The organism is Nocardia callitridis (genome assembly GCF_039543305.1).
In the GTDB taxonomy this organism is placed as follows: domain Bacteria; phylum Actinomycetota; class Actinomycetes; order Mycobacteriales; family Mycobacteriaceae; genus Nocardia; species Nocardia callitridis.
Genome location: NZ_BAABJM010000005.1, coordinates 421165 through 438993, shown reverse-complemented (window position 1 = coordinate 438993; position 17829 = coordinate 421165). Strand labels below are relative to the sequence as shown.

15 protein-coding genes are annotated in these 17829 nt (G+C 64.7%); 9 read left to right on the top strand and 6 right to left on the bottom strand.

What is annotated here, in order from left to right:
* The first annotated feature begins 2 nt into the window (after positions 1–2).
* Together ABEA50_RS24315 and ABEA50_RS24310 are read left to right on the top strand one after the other, a co-directional pair.
* Positions 3–1310 carry a flavin monoamine oxidase family protein gene (locus ABEA50_RS24315; protein WP_345498169.1) on the top strand — a complete coding sequence of 436 codons (1308 nt, stop codon included), beginning with the start codon at positions 3–5 and terminating at the stop codon, positions 1308–1310.
* Positions 1311–1450: 140 nt separating this feature from the next.
* Complete coding sequence (locus tag ABEA50_RS24310; RefSeq protein ID WP_345498167.1) at positions 1451–2332, top strand: LLM class flavin-dependent oxidoreductase; 882 nt, start codon at positions 1451–1453, stop codon at positions 2330–2332.
* A 28-nt stretch (positions 2333–2360) separates the two neighbouring features.
* Here ABEA50_RS24310 and ABEA50_RS24305 read toward each other — a convergent pair whose 3' ends face one another.
* On the bottom strand, positions 2361–3137 hold the full coding sequence (locus ABEA50_RS24305) for an SDR family NAD(P)-dependent oxidoreductase (RefSeq protein WP_345498165.1): 777 nt from the start codon (positions 3135–3137) through the stop codon (positions 2361–2363).
* A 356-nt stretch (positions 3138–3493) separates the two neighbouring features.
* Between ABEA50_RS24305 and ABEA50_RS24300 the strand changes: the two genes are divergently transcribed.
* Positions 3494–5449: a flavin-containing monooxygenase gene (locus tag ABEA50_RS24300; RefSeq protein WP_345498164.1), complete on the top strand. Its 1956-nt coding sequence runs from the start codon at positions 3494–3496 to the stop codon at positions 5447–5449.
* A gap of 101 nt (positions 5450–5550) precedes the next feature.
* Here the strand turns inward: ABEA50_RS24300 and ABEA50_RS24295 are convergent, their stop codons facing one another.
* The 3 genes from ABEA50_RS24295 to ABEA50_RS24285 are packed head-to-tail and all read right to left on the bottom strand — an operon-like array spanning position 5551 to position 10093.
* Positions 5551–8733 (bottom strand): carboxyl transferase domain-containing protein, encoded by a 3183-nt coding sequence (locus tag ABEA50_RS24295; RefSeq protein ID WP_345498163.1) that lies wholly within the window; start codon positions 8731–8733, stop codon positions 5551–5553.
* Entirely contained in the window at positions 8730–9272 is a 543-nt protein-coding gene (locus ABEA50_RS24290; protein WP_345498162.1) for a flavin reductase family protein, read from the bottom strand. The genes ABEA50_RS24295 and ABEA50_RS24290 overlap by 4 nt, the downstream gene beginning before the upstream one ends.
* Positions 9269–10093 (bottom strand): mycofactocin-coupled SDR family oxidoreductase, encoded by an 825-nt coding sequence (locus tag ABEA50_RS24285; protein WP_345498161.1) that lies wholly within the window; start codon positions 10091–10093, stop codon positions 9269–9271. Before ABEA50_RS24285 ends, ABEA50_RS24290 begins: the two co-directional genes overlap by 4 nt.
* Positions 10094–10354: 261 nt before the next feature.
* Between ABEA50_RS24285 and ABEA50_RS24280 the strand changes: the two genes are divergently transcribed.
* The 4 genes from ABEA50_RS24280 to ABEA50_RS24265 all read left to right on the top strand — a co-directional run bounded on the left by ABEA50_RS24280 (position 10355) and on the right by ABEA50_RS24265 (position 13130).
* Positions 10355–10867, top strand: a complete 513-nt coding sequence (locus ABEA50_RS24280) for a nuclear transport factor 2 family protein (RefSeq protein WP_345498160.1) — start codon at positions 10355–10357, stop codon at positions 10865–10867.
* 130 nt (positions 10868–10997) lie between these two features.
* Positions 10998–11480 carry a nuclear transport factor 2 family protein gene (locus tag ABEA50_RS24275; protein ID WP_345498159.1) on the top strand — a complete coding sequence of 161 codons (483 nt, stop codon included), beginning with the start codon at positions 10998–11000 and terminating at the stop codon, positions 11478–11480.
* The gene (locus ABEA50_RS24270; RefSeq protein WP_345498158.1) at positions 11477–12340 is read left to right on the top strand and encodes an enoyl-CoA hydratase-related protein; all 864 of its coding nucleotides are present in this window, start codon (positions 11477–11479) and stop codon (positions 12338–12340) included. Before ABEA50_RS24275 ends, ABEA50_RS24270 begins: the two co-directional genes overlap by 4 nt.
* Before the next feature lie 13 nt (positions 12341–12353).
* A complete protein-coding gene (locus ABEA50_RS24265) occupies positions 12354–13130 on the top strand; it encodes an enoyl-CoA hydratase-related protein (protein WP_345498156.1) in 777 nt (258 codons plus the stop codon).
* Between the two features lie 57 nt (positions 13131–13187).
* On the opposite strand, the gene ABEA50_RS24260 is transcribed toward ABEA50_RS24265, so the two are convergent.
* Positions 13188–13865, bottom strand: a complete 678-nt coding sequence (locus ABEA50_RS24260; protein WP_345498155.1) for a TetR/AcrR family transcriptional regulator — start codon at positions 13863–13865, stop codon at positions 13188–13190.
* A gap of 343 nt (positions 13866–14208) precedes the next feature.
* On the opposite strand from ABEA50_RS24260, the gene ABEA50_RS24255 reads away from it, so the two are divergent.
* Positions 14209–15861 carry a class I adenylate-forming enzyme family protein gene (locus ABEA50_RS24255; protein ID WP_345498153.1) on the top strand — a complete coding sequence of 551 codons (1653 nt, stop codon included), beginning with the start codon at positions 14209–14211 and terminating at the stop codon, positions 15859–15861.
* Positions 15858–16526, top strand: a complete 669-nt coding sequence (locus tag ABEA50_RS24250) for a carboxymuconolactone decarboxylase family protein (protein WP_345498152.1) — start codon at positions 15858–15860, stop codon at positions 16524–16526. The genes ABEA50_RS24255 and ABEA50_RS24250 overlap by 4 nt, the downstream gene beginning before the upstream one ends.
* A 120-nt stretch (positions 16527–16646) precedes the next feature.
* Here ABEA50_RS24250 and ABEA50_RS24245 read toward each other — a convergent pair whose 3' ends face one another.
* A complete protein-coding gene (locus ABEA50_RS24245) occupies positions 16647–17813 on the bottom strand; it encodes an LLM class flavin-dependent oxidoreductase (protein ID WP_345498151.1) in 1167 nt (388 codons plus the stop codon).
* Positions 17814–17829 lie beyond the last annotated feature (16 nt).

Here is a 17829-nt window from a genome sequence, read left to right as displayed (position 1 = left end):
GGATGCACCGTCGATCCGGCTGCGGGGACCGCGCCCACGTGTCCACGGCCGGACGGTGGGACGTCGTGACCGGACGCCGATCGACCGCCGTGCCGGAACCCGTGTCCTTTCTGCGAACGTCGTGGTCGACCGACCCGTTCGCGCTGTGCTCCTACTCTTTTCAGACGCCGAGCTGCTTGGGTGTGGATATGCGCACGTTGCTGGCCGAGCCGGTGGCCGACCGTGTGTTCTTCGCCGGGGAGGCGACGTCGGTGGATGCTCCGGCGACCACCCGTGGCGCACTGGAATCGGGACGGCGGGCGGCGCGGGAGATTCGTCGCACCGCGCGGGCTGGCGCCCGAATCGTCGTGGTGGGGGCCGGTTTCGCCGGATTAGGGTGTGCGGATGCGTTGGAGCGGTTCGGGTTCGACGTGCGGGTGGTCGAAGCACGCGATCGGGTCGGTGGACGGGTGTGGACGCGCCGAATCGCCGGAGCGCCCGTCGAATTGGGTGCGTCTTGGATTCACGGCGCGGCGCGTAATCCGATCGGCGCGCTATTGCGGCGCAGTCGTGGGCGAGGGTATGAGGTCGACTACGACGATATCGTCGGACGAGACGAGGCCGCGATGGCAGAGCTCGGCGAACATCTGGAGGCACTCGACGATGTCGAGGACCCGGATATGACGGCGGTCTCGGCGCTGCTGCCCGACCCGCTACCCGCCGGCTTGCGGTACGCGACGAGCGTGGCCTACGCACAGGAATACGGTTGCGAGCCAAGCGAACTCGCGGTGGCCGCCGACCAGGGGTGGTTCGGCACGGGACGCGGAGCCGATCTGTTGTTGCTCGACGGGTACGACCGTTTGATCGCGCACTTGCAGAACCGACGCGTCGTGCACACAAACACGCCGGTGACCGCGATCTCGCACACCGCAACCGGCGTGCGCCTCGACTTGGCGATAGGCGCGCACCTCGATGCCGACGCGGTGGTGGTCACGGTTCCGATCGGGGTGCTCAAGTCCTCGGCGATCAGGTTCACCCCGGCACTGCCGGAGCGCAAGCAAGAGGCGATCGCCGCGCTCGGCGCCGGACTGTTGGACAAGTTGTGGTTGGAATTCGAGTCGGCGTTCTGGGACAGCACCGCCGAATTCATCGAATGGCGCGACCCGGATTCGCCGGGACTGTGGTCGGTGTGGCTCAACGGCCATGCGGTGTTCGGGAAACCCCTGCTCCTGGGGTTCAACGGTGGACAGCACGCTCGCGCGCTCGCCGACGCCAGCGATCGTGCGGTGGTGGCAAGCGCTCTCACCGCGCTCGGGCGCCGATTTGCCTGATCGGGCACCGTAGGCCCGGTGATGTGCGGGCGTGCGAGTACACGCGCACACCGCGCGGTGGGTGCTCAGACGTCGCAGCCGTCCATGAGAAACTAGAACACGTACTTGTTATGTCGCGCCCGGTGCTCGATGCTGGGTCGATGGATATCGGAATCGCGTTGCCTACCATGTGCCGTGGCTACGACCGGGCGGCCACCGTCGAGTGGAGTCGGCTCGCCGACCAGGGGCCGGTGTCGAGCATTTCGTGCGGTGAGCGCCTGACCTTCCACAACCAGGAGATGTGGACGACGCTGGCGGCAGCGGCCGCGGTGACCGAGCGGGTGCGGATCTTCGCGAACCTTTCGGTGCTGCCCGCGCACCCGGTGGAACTGGTCGCCAAGCAGTCCGCGACGATCGATGTGCTGTCCGAGGGTCGTTTCACCCTCGGTGTGGGGGTGGGCGGAAGGATCGATGATTACCGCAGTCTCGCAGCGGGTTTCGGAAAACGCCATGAGCGGCTCGATCACGCCGTGGCCGAACTGCGATCGTTGTGGGCGGGCGAATGCCCCTCGGCGGGAACGGATCCGGTCGGCCCGCCCTGCGTCCAGCCCGGCGGACCACCCGTCCTTGCCGGTGCGCTCGGCCCGAAGTCGTTGGCTCGCGCCGCGAAATGGGCAGACGGCGTGGTGTCGTTCAGTGTCACGGGAACCCCCGCGGAGATCGCATGGTCGGCCGAAGCGGCCCGCCAGGCCTGGACGGACGCGGGCCGCGCCGCCCCGCGATTGGTGAGCGGTTGTTTCTACGCGCTCGGTATCGCGGAACCCGAGCGCGTGCTCCGCGATTTCACCGCCGACTACCTGGACTTCCTCGGCCCCGAGGCTGCCTCGGGTACAGCCGCCGCGATGGGGACCCACGAGTCCGACGCCCTACACCGCGCTCTCGACGCCGCCGAGGCCGCAGGCCTCGACGAGTTCATCCTGGTCCCAGCATCCGCGGACCGTGCCGTGCTGGACTCGACCCTGGAGCTGATCGGCGCACGCTGAACGAAGACCCGTCGACGGCGCGAGACGATCACCGTACGGCGGCGAAACCGCCGTCCACCGGGAGGAGTTGACCGGTGATGAAGTGTGAAGCGTCGCTGGCGAGGAATACCAGCACGGGCGCCAGGTCGGTGTCCGCGTTGCCGAATGTTCCGCCGAGCGGGATGTCCTTGCGTAGTTGTTCCCGGTATTGCGCCAGCTCTTCCGGTGTCAGCGAGTTGGTGTATTTGTCGAACATCGGTGTGTTCACGTAGGGCAATACGGCATTGACGCGGATGCCGTGGGGGCCCCATTCTCGTGCGACCGTTCTGGTCCAGGTATGCACCGCGCCTTTCGAGGAGCCGTAGGTCGAGTTCGCGAGTTCCCCGGTGAAGCCGGACATCGAACCGAAGTTGACGATGGCTCCCGTTCCCGCTTCCTTCATGATTCGGAAGGCGGACTGGTTGGTGTGGATTGTGCCGAGCACGTTGACGCGGTAGACGCTGTGGAAGAGTTCGTCGGTGATGTCCTCGGCCATGGCGGACTTTTGTAGTCCAGCGATATTGACGAGGACGTCGATTCCACCCAGTTTCGCTGCCGCGCTCCGGAACAGCGTCTCCGTCGCCGATCCGTCGGTGATGTCCAACCGGGTGAAGGTGGCCGTGCCCGGGCCGCGGTCGTTGGCCTGTTTCGCCGTCGCGGCGCCGTCGGCCTCGTTCAGATCGAACGAGTGCACCCTCGCGCCTTCGGCCGCGTAGGCCTTGACGATCGCGGCGCCGATTCCCTGGGCGCCGCCGGTCACGAGGATTCGTTTTCCGTCGAGTTGCATCCTTCGTCTCTTCCGTCGTGTTGATCCGGTTCGCCGTGGGCTCGGTGTGGTTTCGCCGAATGCCGAATACGCACGAATTTCGAACGTGCGCGGCCTGGTCGCGCGAGTGGGCGCATCGAGAACGGCCGCCCGCGGTGGTTTGCGACATCGGCGGCCTCGATGTGGGCAGTGTCCTGATCTGCCGCGCGGTGTCAACGCGTACGTGGACTGTATACCAGTCAACTTCTGCGTTGACAAACGCGCGCGACGCCTGCCACGATGGACACACAGACAATCAACATGAACGTTGAAATACGGGTGGTCTTGGCAAGGAGCACTGGTCTCCGATCAGCCATATCGATGCGAGAGGTATTCGAATGAAGACGGAGCACGATGAGTCGGTGCCCGCTGGCCACGGTGTCGGTTTCGGTCCGGACAGATTGACAGAAGCCGAGGTCCGTACGGCCGTTGCCCGGGCCAACATCCCCTCGCTACTGATGGTGGTGTTTCAAACCACAGGCGACGAGAAATGGCTAGCGGCGCCGTACCTGCCGACCAGGGGTAAGGGTCTCGGCGACCACGACTCCGGCGGGCTGGATGAAGTCGTGCAGCGCGAAATCCGGGAAGCCGCGGTTGCCGCGGTACTGGACCTGCAGAACGGCGTGCGCCCGGCCATCGAGACGCCCTCGCCGGAGTTGACCGTGCGCATGATGACGGTGTGCATGGGCGAACCCGTCGGCGCGGAGTACGGGCAGATGCTGTCGTTGGAGCTGGCGCGCCGCGCCGCGCCCGATTCGCCGCATCTCGCACAGGAACCACTCGGCGCTCCCGAGGGTTTTTCGGTCATCGTCATCGGGACGGGAGTGGCGGGCATCGCTGCCGCGCAACAGCTCGAGGACATGGGCGTGGACTACGTGATCTTGGAGAAGCAGCCCGAGGCGGGCGGAAACTGGTGGCAGAACACCTATCCGGGTGCGGGTGTCGATACGCCGAGCCACCTCTACTCGTTCTCGTTCGCGAAGAACGACTGGACGACGCATTTCGAATTGCGTAACGAGTTGCAGGCGTATTTCGCGCGGGTGTTGAAAGATCTCGGCGCCGACGAGCGTGTTCGTTACGGTAGCGAGGTTCGATCGGCGGCCTATGACGAAGCGGCAGCGCAATGGATTGTCGAGGTGAACAACGCGGACGGTTCTTCCTCCACGCTGCGATCCGACATCGTGATCAGTGCGGTAGGGGTGCTCAATCGCCAGAAGACGCCGAATATTCCGGGCATGGATCGGTTCGAAGGCACGAGCTTCCATTCCGCCGATTGGCCGGAGAACCTCGACCTCGACGGAAAGCGGGTCGCGATCGTCGGGACCGGTGCGAGCTCGATGCAGATCGCGCCCGCCATCGTCGACCGAGTGGCGCATCTGACCATCTTTCAGCGGTCCCCGCAATGGGTCGCTCCCTTCGAGAAGTTCAGGATGCCCATCCCCGAGGAACTGCGTCGACTGATGCAGACCTGCCCGATTTACCACAGCTGGTACTGGATCCGGCTGTTCTGGCAGTTCGGTGACAAGGTCATCGAGTCCCTGCGGGTCGATCCGGAATGGGATCACCCGCAGCGGTCGGTGAATGCGCGTAACGACGCGCACCGAGAATACTTCACCAGGTACATCACCGAACAGGTCGGTGATCGAAAAGATCTGTTGGACAAGGTCATTCCAGACTACCCGCCCTTCGGCAAGCGGATCCTGCTCGACAACGGCTGGTATGCGACCCTGCGTAAGGACAACGTGGACCTGATCGATCGATCCGTGGCTGCTGTCCGACCCGAGGGCCTGGTCGATGATCAGGGCGTGCGGACCGATGTCGATGTGATCGTGTGGGCCACCGGATTCGATGCCGCGCGCTTCGTGAGCTCGATGGATGTTCGCGGCATCGGTGGCCTTTCGCTCAGGCAGGCGTGGAACGACGACGACCCCAAGGCGTACCTGGGGGTTTCGGTGCCCGAATTCCCGAACTTCTTCATGCTCGGTGGCCCGAACTCTTTTCCGGGCAGCGGCAGCTTCATGTTCTTCATGGAGGTCCAGATGCGGTACATCAGAGGCCTACTGACCGAGATGTTCCGCAACGGGATCAAGGCGTTGGACGCGACTACCGAGGCCAACCGTGCCTATAACGAGTTAGTCGACGCGACCCACGCGCGCACGGTGTGGACGCATCGGGGAATGTCCACCTATTACCGGAACTCACACGGCAGGGTGGTGTTCGTGATGCCGTTCCTGAATGTGGAGTACTGGCAGATGACCCTGCGCCCCGACCTGGAGAACTACACCGCGCGGTGACCGCGGCGACGACAATGCCCCGGAGCCGAACGCGGCTCCGGGGCATTGCTTTTGGTGGGGCACTGCTTTTGGTTCTTTCGGGTATCGAGAGTGGTCGGACGCTACCAGGTGTCGATTCTGCGCCGCACCAGCGCAGAACGGTCCGGTCGTTGCTGGCTGACCACTGCGGCGATCCATGACCTCGTCGACGCGGGGTCGATCACGTCGTCGATCTCGAAAACCGATGCGGCGTTGACGGCCTTGCCGTGCCGCTCGAACTGCGCCAGGTGTTCGCGGTAGCGCGACTCGCGCTCGGCGGCATCGGTGATCGCCGCGAGTTCACGCCGGAAACCGAGTGTGACGGCGCCTTCGGGGCCCATCGCTCCCAGCTCGCCGGTCGGCCATGCCACGATCGCATCGGGTACGCGGAAGCTACCGCCCGCCATCGCCTGGCCGCCGAGCCCGTAGGCCTTGCGCACGATCACCGTGCAGAACGGGACCGTGAGCGCCGGTGCGACGACGAACAGGCGCGCGACGTGGCGCACCGTGGCCGTCTGTTCGGCATCCGGGCCGACCAGGAATCCCGCCGTGTCACAGAGTGAGACGACAGGCAGTGCGTGTGCCTCGCAGAGCTGCAGGAAACGAGCCATCTTGTCCGCTTCCGCACTGCCGAGAGTGCCACCGGCACAACGCCCGTCATTGGCGATCACGCCGGTGGCTCGCCCCTCGATGCGCACCAGCGCGGTGACGAGGCCCGGAGCGAACGCGCGGCGCAGCTCCAACACCGACCCCGCGTCGGCAAGGGTGTCGATGACGGTGCGGATGTCGAACGGGCGGTTTCGACGTTCGGGCACGAGGTGGCGCAGCGGACGTTGATCGGGTGTGCTCCAGGTAGTCGCGGGCGCACCGAAATAGGCCAAGTATCGCCGGGTGATGGCCACCGCTTCGGCTTCGTCGTCCACCAGAACGTCGATGACCCCGTTGGGTTCCTGCACCGAGACGGGACCGATATCCTCCGGCGCGAAGGACCCGAGTCCGCCGCCTTCGACCATCGCGGGGCCGCCGAGCCCGACGGTCGCGTCTCGGGTAGCGATGACAAGATCGCAGAGCCCGACCAGGGCCGCGTTACCCGCGAAACAACGTCCCGAGGCGATCCCCACCGTCGGCACCACGCCATTGAGGCGGCCGAAGGCCACGAACGTGCCAAGATCCATCCGCGTGGCCCTGGACATGTCGTCGGTGTCGCCCGGCCTGCCACCGCCGCCTTCGGCGAACACGACGACCGGTGTACCACGCCGGCCCGCGAGCTCGAACATTCGCTCGGCCTTCTTGTGGCCCTGGAGACCCTGGGTCCCCGCGAGGACCGTGTAGTCGTAGGCGAGCGCGGCGGTCCTGCGGCCACCGACGGTTCCGAAGGCCGTGACCACACCGTCGGCGGGAGTGGCGGATTCCAACTCCTCGACGGTTTTCCTGAGCCGCTGTGCGGCGATCACCAAGGGGCCGTACTCGTGGAAATCCTCGGAATCGAACAAGTCGCGCACGTTCTGCCGGGCGGTGCGTTTTCCGCTCCGGTGGCGTCGGTCGACGGCCTCGGCTCTGGCGTCGTCGAGCGTTCGGTGGTGTCGGGCGGTGAGGTCGTCCAGATCGGCTCGCGTCGCCGGATGGTCGACGGTTTCGACTATCGAGTCCTGCTCTGGCTGCTGGCTGTTCGGCTCGAGTACGGCGAGCACGGTCAGCGCCGAGACCGAATCGCCGGTCGCGACCTCCACGGAGACGACCCTGCCGGAAACGGGCGCGCGCAGGTCGGTCTCCATCTTCATCGCCTCGACCGTGGCGAGTACTTCGCCACGGTCGACGGTCGAACCCGCCCGCGCCGACAGCGCCACGACAGTTCCGGTCGCGGGCGCGCGAACCTCGATCCTGCGGTGCCTCGACTCCGGCATCGTGGCCGGTACGGCGGCTGCCAAGTACTCGTCGATGGTCCGTGTCGTGCTTCGGCCGAGGCGAAAATCGTTGCTGGACAACAACCACCGCAGTGTCGAAAGGTCGGTGTCGAGGTGGTCGAGGCGAACCTCGGCGAGCGCTTCGTACAGTTGCTCGGCCGTGGCGTCGAAGTCACCGTTCTCGTGGTGCACGATGATCTTGGCGAGCAGCGGGTCGTATTCGGTTCCGACGCGGCTTCCTCGCCGCAGATGCGATTCGACTCGCAGGTGTTCTCCGGCCGGAAACCGCACTTCGGCGAGTTGCCGGGTCCCTTCGGCGCCCGGCACTCCGGTGATCCTTGCTTCGATGGCGATGCCGAGCGGTGCGCCGAGGGTTTCGGGGGACAGGCACAGCTGTGCCAGCGTCCTGTGGTCGGCGAGATCGAGTTGGAGTCCTACGAGGTCCACGCCGGTGATCTGCTCGGTGATGCCGTGCTCGACCTGCAACCGTGGATTGGCTTCGATGAAGTACCACCGATCGAGATCGTCGGCGTCGACGAGGAATTCGAAGGTCGCCAGTCCGCGCAGCGATACCTCGGCCGCGAGTGTCAGCGCGGCGTCGAACAGCGCTGTTCGGGTCGATTCCGGCAGCCACCGTGCCGGTGCGATCTCCACCATCTTCTGGTGTCGACGCTGGGCCGTGCAGTCTCGGTCGAACAGATGTATCGGAGACCCGCCACCGTCGCCCGCGACCTGAACTTCGATGTGTCGCGCGCGCGGGAGATAGGCCTCGACGTAGATGTCCGGCACCCCGAAGCCGCGCTCGGCCTCCGAGCGGCAGCGGTCGATAGCACGGTCGAGGTCTTCGAGGTCCTCGACGATGCGCATGCCGCGACCGCCGCCGCCCGCGCTCGCCTTGACGATGACCGCGCCCGCGCCGAGCGAACGGGCGAACTCGTGCGCCGTGGCTTTCGTCGTGGCCCCGCTGGTCGCGGGCAGCACCGGGACGTGGCAGCGTTCGGCCAGTTCGCGGGTACTGGATTTGTCGCCGAGCAGCCGCAGCGTCGCGGCGTCCGGACCGACGAAAGTGAGCCCGGTGGTAGCGCATGCTTGCGCCAGCTCGGCGCTTTCGCTCAGGAAGCCGTAGCCGGGATGCACGATCGTCGCACCCGCTGATAACGCTGCCGCGCAGATTCTTTCGGCATTCAGATACGCGGACGGGCCGACCCCCGGTAGCGCGACCGCGGTGTCCGCGAGCGCGACGTGTGCGGAATCGGAGTCGTCTTCGCTGTACACGGCGACCGTGGGCAACCCGCGCGCGGTGGCGGTGCGCATGATTCGCAGCGCGACCTCGCCGCGGTTGGCGACGAGCAACCCCGTCATGCGCCGGCGTCGTCCGCGCTGAAGCCGCCGTAGCCGCCTTGGAAGAAGATGAGCGGCGACTTCGGTGTGTCGAGTTCGAGGTGGTGCACGCGCCCGATCACGATGTGGTGGTCGCCCGCATCGTGGACGGCGTCGATCGCGCAATCGATCCACGCGAGCGATCCCTTGATCCGCGGCATGCCGGAGGGCGTGGGCGTCCAATCGACGTCGGCGAACTTGTCGGCGCCTTTTCGCGCGAGACTGCGACACACCGCTCGTTGGCCGGATCCGAGTACGTTCGCGCAGAACCTCTGCGCGGCAAGGATTTTAGGGAAGGTAGTCGAGGACTTGTCGGGGAGGAAGGCCACCAGTGGGGGGTCGAGGGAGACCGAGGTGAACGATCCGACGGCCATGCCGACCGGTCGAGCTCCGGTGTCGAGTGCGGTCACCGCTACGACCCCGGTGGGGAAGTGGCCGAGGATGTCGCGGAACAGTCGCGGGTCGATCACACGGTCGCCATCGACCACCAATGCCGCATCCGTGCGGTGGTCGGCACTCATTTGATCGCCAATCCGGCGTCGACGGGAAGCGAGACTCCGGTGACGTATCGAGATTCGTCGGACACCAGCCAAGCCACCGCATTGGAGATGTCCTCGGGCTCGAGCATGTCTATCGGGAGCAGGTTGCTGATCGAGTTTCCCATATTGCTCGGGTCCGCCAACGCCTCTGCCAGCGCGGCGTTTCCGACCACCATGGGTGTGCGGACGCCGGTCGGGTGTACAGCGTTCACGCGGATGTTGTGCTCGGCCAGGAGCACGGCGTACTGGCGCATCAATCCGACCAGACCGTGTTTGCTCGCGGTGTAACCGATTCCCGCGCCGGAGCTGCCCCCGACGGCCTTCATCCCCGCTGTCGAGTTCGTCAGCACAATCGATCCGCCCCGTCCCTGGGTGATCATGCGTTCGCGGGTGACCTCGACGGTGTTGAACACTCCGGTCAGATTGACGGCGAGCACGTCGGCGAACACGGCGTCTCGGTCGCGCTCGCGGGACTGTTGCGGTGCGATTCCGGCGTTGGCGACCACGATGTCGACTCCACCGAGTTCGGTTGCGCCCCTGTCGCATGCGTTGGCGAGTGCGGCTTTGTCACGCACATCGGCGACGCTTGCGACGATGCGTCGGCCGAGTTGTTCTACCAGTGCGACGGTCTCGGCGAGGTCGTCTTCGGTGGCCAGGGGGTAGGGCACGGAGTCGATGGGACGACAGATGTCGGCGGCGATGATGTCGGCCCCGTCCTTTGCCAGCCGTAGTGCGTGGCTGCGCCCCTGTCCGCGCGCAGCTCCGGTAATGAACGCAACCTTGCCGTGCAGCGTGCCGCTCATGGAGATTCTTCCTTCCAGGTCACAGCGAATTGTGACGTGTGTCGCTCGTCAAGAGCCTGCCCGCAACGGGTCGATCTGTCAACTCATTCGTTGATTCAATCCACGTTGATGTAGATTCGAAACGACCGCCCGGCCTCGGTCGATGAGGCGGTTGACATCTGTGTCGCGGCGCACAATGATCGAGTTTCACCGTCTACGTGGACGTTGATCAGGAGTGCGGACAGTACCGGCCGCGGGTATGGGCTCGCCGAAGGAGTGGACATGACCGACATCGAGACCAGGGTGCGCAGGCTGGAAGATCGAGCCGAGTTGCACGACCTCGCTGTTCGATACTTCCTGGCGTCCGATTTCGACGATTTCGACGCCATTGCCGAGGCATTTGCTCCCGAAGGCGTTTTCGCCGCGGGCGGCTTTCCCGGCGCCACCGGTCCGGCGGCGATCGCCGACATGATTCGGCAGGCGCGTACCGCCTTCGGTGTCACTGTCCACACCCCGCACTATGTATTGCTCGATTTCGTCGACGACGACCATGCGACGGGTCTCGTCGGCGCGCACCTGGAAATCGCGACGGGTGGTACCACCGTCTTCGGGGCGGTGCGCTACGAGGACGAATACGTCCGGCTGGCGGGGCGCTGGCGGTTCGCCAAGCGTGATATGCGTACCGTTCATCTCGGCCCATGGGATGCGGCCGCATCCTCGTTGACCTCGGATCTCCCCGTTCGGTGGCCGGGTGCGGCTCCGGCGGCGTCGGACTATCCTCCCGGAGTTCGCTGAGGCTGTCGGTTCTCGAAACCTGTTGCCGCCGAGGCATGTATTCAAAATCTACGCGGACGTTGATTCTGCATTCGAGTCGGTCACCGGACCGTTTCCGGTCGACGCAAATCGCACAACAAAGGAGATTCTCATGACCACCACCCGCGAGGTGTCCGGTCGCGAGCTCACCGAGCTCGTCGAAAAGGCAAAGATCGAACGGGTCCTCTACGACTACGCCCACTACCTCGACATGAACCTGCCCGATCAGCTCGCCGAGCTTTTCACCGAGGACTGCTATGTCGCCTACGGCCCGAACTTCGGCGCCGAGGGACGCGTCGCCTATCGCGAGACGCTGGACGGAATCGGCACCTTCTTCGAGGCGACGAGTCACCATGTGTCGAACATCGTCGTCGATTTCTCCGACGAGGTGACCTCGGCGCAGGTCCGTTCGGTTCTCTACGCGTGGCACCGATACACGAAGGAAGGGAAGGCCGACGGCTACTTCTTCGGCCAGTACCACGACGATTTCGTCTACGACGACGAGCACGGATGGCGGTTCGCTCGCCGAGAATTGCGAGCTTCCGGCGTTGTCGACTTCCACGTGAAGAAGCAGATTCCGATCGGCAGGTCATGACGGCTGGCGCCGGGGCCAGGTCCGACGATCGCTATAAGAACCTGCGGATCGAGCACCGTGGCCCGATCAGCTGGATCGTGCTGGATCGGCCGGACAAAGCCAACTCCTTGTCGAACGAAATGCTGGACGAATTCTCGGCGGCCTTGGCCGCGCTCGCGACCTCGGGGGGCCCGATCGTCGGCATCCGTGGATCGGGCAAGGGGTTCTCGGCCGGCTATGACATCGGGCAGGTCGGCGCGGTGGTCACCGCCCCCGACCCGGTGGCGGACCGGGAACGGTTGGCCCGCAACGTCAACCGATTTCTCGCGATCTGGGATCATCCGAAACCGGTGATCGCCGCCGTGCACGGATACTGCCTGGCGGGCGCCACCCAGATGTGTGTGTTCACCGACGTGACCCTCGTCGCGCGCGACGCGAAGATCGGCGAACCGGCGATTCCACTCGGCGGCGGATACATCGCTCCGCTGTGGGCGCCGCTGGTGGGTCCCAAACGGGCCAAGGAACTGGCATTCGTGCCGGGAAACTCGATCGACGGTGCGACCGCGGTCGAGTGGGGTTGGGCCAACCACGCCGTGGCCGAACGGGAATTGATCGCCGAGACCGAGGCGCTCGCCGCGCGCATGGCACGCACCCCCTCGGACATCCTGCGGGTCAAGAAGCTGTCGATCAACCGGACGATGGAGGCGATGGGGGTGCGCACCGCCGCCCAGGGCGGCGCGGAAATGGACGCACTTCTGCACCTGTCGCCCGCCGTCGCCGAGGTGCGCAAGTTCGTCGCGGAAGTAGGACTGAAAAACGCGATCGCCGCGTATCGCGAACCCGTCGCACCGCCCGATCCTGCGGTAGCAGAACAACAATGAGGAAGGAATTGCCGTGAGTAGCGGAATTTTGTTCGAGCTCGACGACCACGTGGCGCGTGTGACGCTTGATCGCCCCAAGGCGCTGAACTCCATCGATCCCGAGATGGATGCGGCGCTGCTGGAGGCATGGACCGAGATCAACGCGAATCCGGATATCTGGGTCGCCGTGCTCGGGGCGACGGGAGAGAAGGCGTTCTGCGCCGGAGCAAATGTCAGCGCGGACGCCGAAGGTGATGGCCGCAGAATGGCTCTCGGCGGCGGGCTGACCGGCGTGGGTGGTCCGTTACTCACCCTTCGTAAGCCGCTGATCGCCGCGGTGCAGGGCTACGCGATCGGCGGCGGGTTCGAGTTGGCGATGTGTGCCGACATCATTGTCGCCGCGGACACTGCCAAGTTCGGCATTCCGGAAACGAAGGTCGGCATCATCGGCGAGGCGGGCATCATGCATCGCGCGATCAGGCAGTTGCCGCATCACATCGCGATGGCGTTGATCCTGACCGGCGAGCGCATCGACGCCGAGCTGGCGCAGCGCTACGGGCTGGTCAACGAGGTTGTGCCCTACGACGAGCTCTTCGAGACCGCGACGTCGTGGGCTGAACGCATCACGGCCGCTTCGCCGCTGGCGGTGCAGGCTGCCAAGGACGCGGTGCTCTCGCGTGCGGGGTGGCCGCTGGAGGTCGCGCTGGCGACGCGGTACGAACCGATCGAGGCCTACGCCAACAGTGCGGACCGACTCGAGGGGCGCGCGGCTTTCGCCGAGAAACGTGCCGCACGGTGGACGGGCCGCTGATCGTGCGCGCGGGTGCGCCTGGGTCGGGAGGGTTGTTTCCCGACCACCCGCGCACCGTCAGTTCTGCGTCTTGGCGCCCTCGAAGAACAACGCGCAGAACGCCTCCGTGGTTTGTTTGGCGTCCACTTTGCGCATTCCCGGCTTGAGCCAGCGATGGGTCCAGTTGACCATGCCGAACAGCGCTTTCGACATGAGTTGTACCGGTACGTCGCCGCGCAGGGTGCCTTCGTCTACGCCTTGTTGCAGCGTCTCCAGGACGATGGTCTCGAAGCGTTTGGTCTTGCGCGCCATAGTCTTGCCCCACGGTGTCCCGTCGAGTTGTAACTGAGCCATGTCTTCCTGGATGTACAGATAGACGAAGGGATAGTTCTTCTCGTAGGAGTTCATCTGCTGTGCGACCAGGCGCCGCAGCTTGTCGGGAGCATCCGTTTCCTCGCTGATGATCTGCTCGGCGACCGCGATATTCTCGTCGAGGACGTCGACGAGAATATCGTGAAAAAGGGCTTGGAACAGCTCCTTTTTGCTTGCGAAGTAATAGTAGATCGACGCGCGATCGGTGCCGAACCGCTCGGCGATGTCGTTGAGCGTCGCCCCTTCGAAGCCTTTCTCACGGAAGACGTCGGCAGCGGTGCGTAAGAGTTCCTGGCGCTTCGCCTGGTAATTGGGGCTGCTGTCGTTCTGCGCGCTGCGCCGCCGTCGGCTCATGCCGCTGCTGGACGCCGTCGAAGTAGGCATGGTCGGATGATACCTCCGTGACCGGGTCATTGATCAACATCAACGTCGATGGATGGCGGTTCTACCGCCGGTGTTCCGCCGGATCGCGGCGAGAAAACCATTGCCTCTCAATGCCTTCGAGCTGCTCTCTTTCAGGGAATACTGTGCGTTATCCGTCAACGTAGGTGTGTACTGCTGCGCGCGCTTCGCTAGGAAAAATCAACTTCAACGTTGACAGTGTGATCGGACTCGCTTAGCGTCTAGGACACACAAGACTTCTGCGCGTACGCGAGCTCTGTCACGAGTGATTCGGACAATTCGCCAGCGACAACAATCCTGATGGCGATCGATGATTGAGGACGACATGACTGACATCGGCGACTGGTGCACCGTGACCCCACTCGGTGATCTCTTGGTGTGGGGCGCACACGAGCATCCCGATCGCGACCTGATCGTGTTCCCCGATCAGCGCTTCAGCTACGCCCAGGTGCTGGAGCGTGCCGTCGGAGTCGCCAGGGGACTGCTGGCGCTGGGTGTACGACCGGGCGAGAATGTCGCGCTGTTGGCGCCCAATGGCATCGAGTTCGTCGAAGGGTTCTTCGCGACGGCGTTGATCGGCGCTGTCGTCGTGCCACTCAACGCACGGCACAAAGCGCAAGAACTCGGCTACATCATCGAGAACGCGGACATCACCGCCCTGTTGACCGTGTCGGACCCCGACGACTACGTCGATTTCGCCGAGGTGCTGCACGAGGCGTTGCCGTCGCTGGCAACGTGCGGTAATGGTGACCTGACCGTGCCCGAAGCGCCTCGACTGCGGCGTGCGCTGCTGCTCAGGGGTGCGGGCAGGCCGGGGTTCACCTCCAGGGCGGAGTTGGACGACGCGGCGCGCAGTGTCGAGCCCGCCGTCGTTCATCGACACCGTCGGCGCGTGAGCATGCGCGACATCGCGGCGATCCTCTACACGTCGGGAACCACGGCCAACCCGCGTGGCTGTCTGCTCACCCACGAGTCGATGACCCGCGGCCCGGTCGAGCGCGCCACCCGGCGCTTGTCCTCGGGGGAGCGCCACATCAGCTGGGCGGGCGGGCCGCTGTTCCATATCGCGGCGCTGGCTCCGCTGATCGGCACGATCGGCGCGGGTGGAACCTACCTGACCGACACATTCTTCGAGCCGGGACGTGCCATCGCGCTCATCGCGGCCGAGCGGCCGACGTGTGTCTGGCCGTGGTTTCCCGCGCCGATGCAGATGATGATGGCGCACCCCGACTTCGACGCCACCGCGTTGGACTCGATTCGCTACCTGTTCCTGATCGGGCCCCGCGTCCTCATCGAACAGGTGCAGAGCCTGTTCCCGGATGCGGAGCTCATGGCGGCGTGCGGGATGACCGAGACCACGGGGATCTACGCGCTCAGCGACCCGGACGAGTCGTTCGAGGACCGCAGTAGCGCGCAAGGAAAAGCGGTGCCGGGCATCGAGATTCGGATCATCGACCCCGAGACCGGCGCCGAACAGCCGGTCGGAGTGCCCGGTGAGATCCTCATTCGAGGTTATTGCGTGACGGTTGGCTATTACAAAGATCCCGCCAAGACCGCCGAGGCGATCGATCCGGACGGCTGGCTGCGGACCGGAGATCTCTACAGCCGGAACGAATCCGGGTGTCTGGTATTCCATGGCAGGCTCAAGGACATGCTCAAGGTGGGCGGCGAGAACGTCGCGGCCATCGAGGTCGAGTCGTTTCTGTGCGAGCACCCCGCAGTACTGACCGCGGCGGTCATCGGCCGCCCCGACGACCGGCTCGATGAGGTGCCCGTGGCGTTCGTCGAGGTGCGCGAAGGTCACCGGCTCACCGAGGCGGAGCTGATCGCGTTCTGCGACGGCAAGATCGGTCGGTACAAGGTCCCGCGCGCGGTGTTCTTCGTCGAGCCGGGCGAATGGCCGATGTCGGCGACGAAGATCAACAAGCGTGGTCTGACAGCACGTTTGGCCGCGATTGCGCCGAGCGTGGCGGGATGAATTCCGCGAAGGTCGAATTCCGAACCGGAGATCTACGCGCACTGGCAGAGCAGATCTTGGCAGGCGTGGACGAGGGTGCCGCCCTCGATGCCCGCACGCGGGTTCTCACCCATATCGCGGTCTGTTCGGCAGTCACGTCGATGGATACCGGTAGCACCGGCAGCTACATCGAACAAGCGCTCGACCTCGGCCTCGATGCGGCACAGATTCAGGAGGCATTGACGGTGGTGTCCGGGCTCGGCGTGCACACGCTGTTCGAGGCCACTCGACGGCTGTCGGACGCGGTGTTCCGCCGAAGTGGTTGTGCGTCAGCAGCGTTCGATGATCGTCAACGGCAATTATGGGAACGTTATGTCGGCACCGATCCGTATTGGCAGCGGATGGAGGCGGAGTTGCCCGGCTTCTTCGAGGCGCTGCTGAGAATGTCACCGGAAACTTTCGTGGCGTTCTTCGACTACTGCTCGGTGCCGTGGAAGAGCCGAGGGTTGTCGGTGGTGACCAAGGAGTTGCTCTCTCTCGCCGCCGATTCCACCCCCACCCATCGATACAAGCCTGGCTTCCTGCTGCACTTGAAGAACGCGCTGCACCTGGGGGCTGGTGCCCGGAGCATCCGCGAGGTGCTCGATATCGCCGCAGCCGCTCCCGAACATCACGGTGTCGGCTGACTCGACGCGTTCGCCCTCGGTAGTAGATCGAATCGCCGCATGACAGTTGTCTCCGACACGGCGGGGACATGAAGGAGTGGTGACGAGGTGCGGAGCCTCGTCACCACTTCTTGCACGACATCAGTTCACGGCGACCGTTTCATGAGTGCCCTCGACATGAATGTTCGGGACCACCTCGGTGGCGAACAACCGCAGAGACTCCACCCACGGGGCCGGATCGTCCAGCGCGTCATGGGTATTCACCGCCAACTGGCCGTAACGGAAACCCGCCAGTTCGAACGTCTTCTCGATCTTCGCGATGACCGTTTCCGGGCTTCCACAGAGCCAGACATGGTCGGCGAGGTAATCGAGGTCGACATCATCGATGTCGACCTTCTTGTCCGCGTCGTCGATGAACCCCTGCAAGATCCGGTACTTCTGGTAGACGGGCATCAGATACTTCTGCCACGCGTGCCCGAGCGCGCCGTTTTTCGCCTGCTCTTTGGCTTCCTCGTCGGTCTTGGCGACATAGACATCTCGGGCGATCTTGAAATTCGCACCGTTCGGTGTCGCGCCAGTGGACCGGACCGCCTCGGAATAGGTGTCCCACTGCGACTTCAGCAGTGCCGACCCACCGTAGAAGGAGATCGGAGTCCACCCGCGTTCGCCCGCTAGCCGGTGTGACGGGGAGTTCTTGCTCAACCCCGTGACCGCGATTTCGAGGCCGTCCGCGCCGCCGTGGGGGGAATGATCAGCGGTGAGGTGGTATTCCTCCCCTTCCTTTACCTTGAACTCACCATGGGAGGCGACGCCGCCTGGGTCGATCTGGCCGTCGAGTCGGGCGGCCCTGTAGTACTTGCCTTCGAACTCGAACGGTTCCTGTCGCCATACCTTCTCCATCACCTCCAGCCCTTCCATGAGCCGGGGATGCGCCTCCGACAGGTCACCCGGCTGCCCGCGAAGGACGGCTTCGTTCTCCCACGACCCCGCCCCCACGCCGAGGAAGTACCTGTCTTGCAGCAGTTGTGAGGTATAGCCGATCTGAATGGCGAGTGTGGACGGGTTGTGCAGGGGCACAATGTGCGCCATGGGTGCGAAGCGCATGCGCTCGGTGGCCTGTGCCGCCGCGACGATCAGCAGCTCCGGGTTGGGAATATTCTCCCACGCCTGCATACCGTGCTCACCCACCATGAAGTCGCGGTAACCGAACTTGTCGGCGGCTTTGGCGAGCAGCAGCGAATACTCGAAAGTTTCCTTGTCCTTGCGCCCTGGGCGCATGTAAGGGGTATGAAAAATGCCGCATTCCATATTTGTCTCTCCTATT

Excerpts from the sequence above, each read along its gene's own strand:
- ABEA50_RS24300 (WP_345498164.1), top strand. The coding sequence starts at position 3,494 with ATGAAGACGGAGCACGATGAGTCGGTGCCCGCTGGCCACGGTGTCGGT.
- ABEA50_RS24315 (WP_345498169.1), top strand. The coding sequence starts at position 3 with ATGCACCGTCGATCCGGCTGCGGGGACCGCGCCCACGTGTCCACGGCC.
- ABEA50_RS24280 (WP_345498160.1), top strand. The coding sequence starts at position 10,355 with ATGACCGACATCGAGACCAGGGTGCGCAGGCTGGAAGATCGAGCCGAG.
- ABEA50_RS24295 (WP_345498163.1), bottom strand. The coding sequence starts at position 8,733 with ATGACGGGGTTGCTCGTCGCCAACCGCGGCGAGGTCGCGCTGCGAATC.
- ABEA50_RS24290 (WP_345498162.1), bottom strand. The coding sequence starts at position 9,272 with ATGAGTGCCGACCACCGCACGGATGCGGCATTGGTGGTCGATGGCGAC.
- ABEA50_RS24305 (WP_345498165.1), bottom strand. The coding sequence starts at position 3,137 with ATGCAACTCGACGGAAAACGAATCCTCGTGACCGGCGGCGCCCAGGGA.
- ABEA50_RS24260 (WP_345498155.1), bottom strand. The coding sequence starts at position 13,865 with ATGCCTACTTCGACGGCGTCCAGCAGCGGCATGAGCCGACGGCGGCGC.
- ABEA50_RS24285 (WP_345498161.1), bottom strand. The coding sequence starts at position 10,093 with ATGAGCGGCACGCTGCACGGCAAGGTTGCGTTCATTACCGGAGCTGCG.
- ABEA50_RS24255 (WP_345498153.1), top strand. The coding sequence starts at position 14,209 with ATGACTGACATCGGCGACTGGTGCACCGTGACCCCACTCGGTGATCTC.
- ABEA50_RS24275 (WP_345498159.1), top strand. The coding sequence starts at position 10,998 with ATGACCACCACCCGCGAGGTGTCCGGTCGCGAGCTCACCGAGCTCGTC.
- ABEA50_RS24310 (WP_345498167.1), top strand. The coding sequence starts at position 1,451 with ATGGATATCGGAATCGCGTTGCCTACCATGTGCCGTGGCTACGACCGG.
- ABEA50_RS24245 (WP_345498151.1), bottom strand. The coding sequence starts at position 17,813 with ATGGAATGCGGCATTTTTCATACCCCTTACATGCGCCCAGGGCGCAAG.
- ABEA50_RS24250 (WP_345498152.1), top strand. The coding sequence starts at position 15,858 with ATGAATTCCGCGAAGGTCGAATTCCGAACCGGAGATCTACGCGCACTG.
- ABEA50_RS24270 (WP_345498158.1), top strand. The coding sequence starts at position 11,477 with ATGACGGCTGGCGCCGGGGCCAGGTCCGACGATCGCTATAAGAACCTG.